This window comes from Pseudogemmobacter sonorensis, from assembly GCF_042762395.1.
In the GTDB taxonomy this organism is placed as follows: domain Bacteria; phylum Pseudomonadota; class Alphaproteobacteria; order Rhodobacterales; family Rhodobacteraceae; genus Pseudogemmobacter; species Pseudogemmobacter sonorensis.
Window position 1 is genome coordinate 1 of record NZ_JBEFZE010000067.1, and the last position, 3,934, is coordinate 3,934.

Consider the following 3,934-nt stretch of genomic DNA (forward strand, 5'->3'; position numbering starts at 1 on the left):
CGCGCCACCGTGACGGCATGGACCTGCATTTTGGCCGCGATGACTTCGCCAGTCAGGGCAAGCTCATCAACACCCTGTCGCGTGACCGGGCCAAGGACATGGCGTCCGATTACGACCAGCAGATCGACCCGGCGCAGGACTATGCCGAGCGGCGCGGCATCAGCTTCCGTGCCCGCGTCGCCCAGATCATGCGCAGGCTGATGCCGGAGCGCGTGCGGGAGGCTCTGGACGGCTTCATCGACAGCCTGCGCGCGCCCGGCGAACCTGCACTCGCGCCAGGGCCGGAAAGAGAGGTGGCGCGGCAGGAGGTGCGGCGGGATGTCGAGAAGGTTGCGCAGGAGACCGGGATCGAACCGGAGGAACTCCTGCACCGCATGCGCAGGGAGCAGGCGTTCATCCGTCATGCCCGTGTGGTGGACGCGATCTTCAAGGTTCAGGATCAGGGCCGGACAGAAACGCCCGAGCAGGTGCAGGACCTGCACGAGGCCCGCACCGCCTTCAACGAGCTGCGGCCAGACGGGGCGCGTGATGCCGAAGCCGTTTACAAGCGGAATCCTGAATTCGCCACGGAGGCGGCATCGGGCGACCCCGACCGCACCGCGCCCGTCAAGCGCGCCATTCGCATGGAAACCGAGATGCGCAGGAACCCCGATATGCGAGCAGACCGCTTTGTCGAACGATTCCGGGAACTCAGGCAGACCGGGGAACGGGAATATGCAGCGGGCAACTATTCCGGCTACAGGTCAGCGCGGGCAGAGATGGGCAACATGGCGATGAGCCTCGAACGCGATCCGCAGATGGAATCCCTGCTCGAAGGCCGCAAGAAGCAACTCGGCATCGGCATGGATTTCGACTCAGGGATGAGGCTTGGCCGACAACTCGCCCTCAGTCACGGCCTTGGCAGAGGCCGGGGCATCGGATTGTAGCACGTTGAACCGTCCCATTTGCCGCCGTTTCTACGCTATGGCCCTACGCAGGCTAAGTATCAGTTGCGCAATGATAAATCACTGTCCTGTCTGGTCTCTGCAATCGCCAGAAACGACCAGAAGGAGGCAGCAGAACCATGCGCCAACCAGACCGCATCATCCGCATGAAAACCGTTCTCGCCCGCACCGGGCTGTCCCGGTCCACTATCTATCGCAAGATCGCCGAGGGCACGTTCCCGCCCCGCCTGAAGATCAGCACCAACGGCGCGGGCTGGCATGAATCCGATATCAACCGCTGGATCGCCGATCCGGTCGGGTGGAGACCAGAGGCAGAGGTAGATTATGGCCGGTGATGGGAAACGTCCCGGCCGAGAGAGGCCGGCGAACGACAACCGCCCGCCCGATAGACGGGATGCCGGGCATGAAGTCGGCGCGTCTGAGCAGATGGACGCGGTGGTGCTGACCATCGCCCGCCTGATCGGCAGGCGCATGGCCCGCGAGGATTACGCAAATGCCATGCGCGCGGCCAACGATAACAGATCGCCGAACGCCGGGAACACGGGGGATGGCGATGACAGTGAATGAGTGCATCATCATCGCTCCATGCAGCGCCGAACTGGCCTTTTCCCTTCCATTATGTTGAATTATATGATATGGGCATTACATATCAATGGAGGATGCGATGCGAGCCCTTGTCGATATGAACGATGCGCAGGTCGAAGCTCTGGATCATCTTGCCAGGCGGGTGCGGCAGTCCCGTGCGGCGCTGATCCGGGCCGCGATAGACGATTATCTCGACCGCCACCACCGCGAGCAGGTCGAAGACGGCTTCGGCCTCTGGGGCAAAGGCAAGGTCGATGGTCTGGCCTATCAGGAGAAGGCACGCAGCGAATGGTAGGTGCGCTGTTCGACACCAATATCCTGATCGACCACCTGAACGGTATCCCGCAGGCGCGCGAGGAGATCGAACGCTTCGAGAGCCGGGCCATCAGCATCATCACATGGATGGAGGTGATGGTCGGGGCGAGCGCCGATCTGGTCGAGCCGACGCGGCTTTTCCTTGACGGCTTCGAGGTCATCGCGCTGGATGATGGGATTGCCAGCCGCGCGGTGGAATTGCGGCGCGCGCATCGTATCAAACTGCCGGATGCGGTGATCTGGGCAACGGCACAGACTGCCGGTCGTCTGCTTGTCACCCGCAACACCAAGGACTTTCCCCCCGGCGATCCGGGAGTTCGCGAACCCTATACTCTGTAGGGAAATCTGCATCACCTGATCCACAGGAGACCGTTATGACCCGCTCCGCCCTCTATGCCCGCTATTCCGATGACAAGCAGAACGAGGCGTCCATTGAGGACCAGTTCCGGCTTTGCCGGGAACATGCGGGGCGCGAGCGGTGGCAGATCGTCGGTTCCTATGAGGACGCGGCCATATCCGGGGCCAGCACGATCCTGCGTCCCGGCATCCAGCGGCTCATGCGCGATGCGCAACATGGCGAGTTCAACATCCTGCTGGCCGAGGCGCTGGACCGGATCAGCCGCGATCAGGCGGATGTGGCGACACTGTTCAAGCATCTGAAATTCGCGGGCGTCACCATCGTCACGCTGGCCGAAGGCGAAGTCACGGAACTGCATGTCGGGCTGAAAGGCACGATGAACGCCTTGTTCCTCAAAGACCTTGCGATGAAGACCCACCGGGGCCTTCGGGGCAGGGTGGAGAAGGGCAAGGCGGGCGGCGGGCTTTGCTATGGCTACAAGGTGGTGAAGAAGCTGGACGCCAACGGCGAGCCGATCCGGGGCGACCGCGAGATCGTGCCCGAGGAGGCAGAGGTCGTCCGCCGCATCTTCCGCGAGTTCGCATTCGGCAAAAGCCCCAAGGCCATCGCAGTTGGCCTGAACAGGGACGGAATCCCCGGTCCTCTGGGCCGTGCATGGGGCGACACCAGCATCCGGGGCCATCGCAATCGCGGCACCGGGATCGTCAACAACGAGCTTTACGCGGGTGTTCTGGTCTGGAACCGGCTCCGCTTCGTCAAGGACCCATCTACCGGCAAGCGCGTCTCGCGCCCGAACCCGGAAACCGCATGGATCAGGACCGAAGTTCCGCATCTGCGGATCGTGGACGATGTGCTCTGGAATGCAGTGCGCGAACGCCAGAAGCAGATCGCGGAAATCTTTGGTCCGAACCCGGCCAATACGCGCGAGGGCAGGGCGAAGCGCCTGCATCTGGCAAACCGGCCGGTTTCTCTCCTTTCAGGGCTGATGACTTGTGGCTGCTGCGGCGGGAAGATCGGCATCATCCTCTCCGACCGGCTGGGCTGCCTCAATCATCACCGGCGCGGCACCTGCACCAACAACCGCACCATTCTTCGCGGGAAGCTGGAAGCGCGGGTGCTGACCGGATTGCAGGAGCGGCTGGTCTCGGCCGAGGCGGTGCGGGAAGCCGTTAGCGCCTATGTCGAGGAAACCAACCGCCTGAACCAGCAGCGCCGGGCGCAGCAGGACACCGACCGCCGCGCCCTGGCGAAGATCGAACGCGCCATCGCCGGGATCATCGCGGCCATCGAGGACGGCATGTATCAGCCGTCGATGAAGGCCCGGATGGACGAGTTGGAGCGCCAGAAGGCCGAGATCGCCGCCCGCATGGCCGAAGCCCCCGCCGATGTGCCGGATGTTCACCCGAATGTAGCGGCGAACTACAGCCGCAACGTCGCGCGCTTCGCCGAGGCCCTGCGTGATCCCGATGGCGGTCGCGAGGCGGCCGAGGCGCTGCGCTCGTTGATCGGCGAGATCATTGTCACGCCCGGCGAGAAGCGGGGCGAGGTGCATGCCGAACTACGCGGCGAGTTGATGGGCATCCTCGGTATCGCCGCCGCCCAGCCGGAACAGGGGCGAACAGGACTTATGACGCCAGTGGCCGCAGGCCCCCGCAACCACCGTATCCGACCTGGACCCGACACCAGCCCTCGCACCATGCGGGGGCTTTGTCATATCCGCCTCGGCGAGGTT

5 protein-coding genes and 1 pseudogene are annotated in these 3,934 nt (G+C 63.8%); all 6 read left to right on the forward strand.

Going from position 1 to position 3,934, the window contains the following annotated elements; all coding sequences use genetic code 11:
• Positions 1–926: pseudogene (locus tag ABNX41_RS21520) on the forward strand (Ti-type conjugative transfer relaxase TraA); the annotation flags it as partial.
• Between the two features lie 137 nt (positions 927–1,063).
• On the forward strand, positions 1,064–1,279 hold the full coding sequence (locus ABNX41_RS21525; protein ID WP_438671728.1) for a helix-turn-helix transcriptional regulator: 216 nt from the start codon (positions 1,064–1,066) through the stop codon (positions 1,277–1,279).
• Between the two features lie 103 nt (positions 1,280–1,382).
• On the forward strand, positions 1,383–1,511 hold the full coding sequence (locus ABNX41_RS21530; RefSeq protein WP_438671729.1) for a hypothetical protein: 129 nt from the start codon (positions 1,383–1,385) through the stop codon (positions 1,509–1,511).
• A gap of 97 nt (positions 1,512–1,608) precedes the next feature.
• Positions 1,609–1,824: a ribbon-helix-helix protein, CopG family gene (locus tag ABNX41_RS21535; protein ID WP_438671730.1), complete on the forward strand. Its 216-nt coding sequence runs from the start codon at positions 1,609–1,611 to the stop codon at positions 1,822–1,824.
• Positions 1,818–2,183, forward strand: a complete 366-nt coding sequence (locus ABNX41_RS21540) for a type II toxin-antitoxin system VapC family toxin (RefSeq protein WP_438671731.1) — start codon at positions 1,818–1,820, stop codon at positions 2,181–2,183. The genes ABNX41_RS21535 and ABNX41_RS21540 overlap by 7 nt, the downstream gene beginning before the upstream one ends.
• A gap of 35 nt (positions 2,184–2,218) precedes the next feature.
• The coding region (locus ABNX41_RS21545) for a recombinase family protein (RefSeq protein ID WP_438671732.1) at positions 2,219–3,934 on the forward strand (1,716 nt) is incomplete at its 3' end.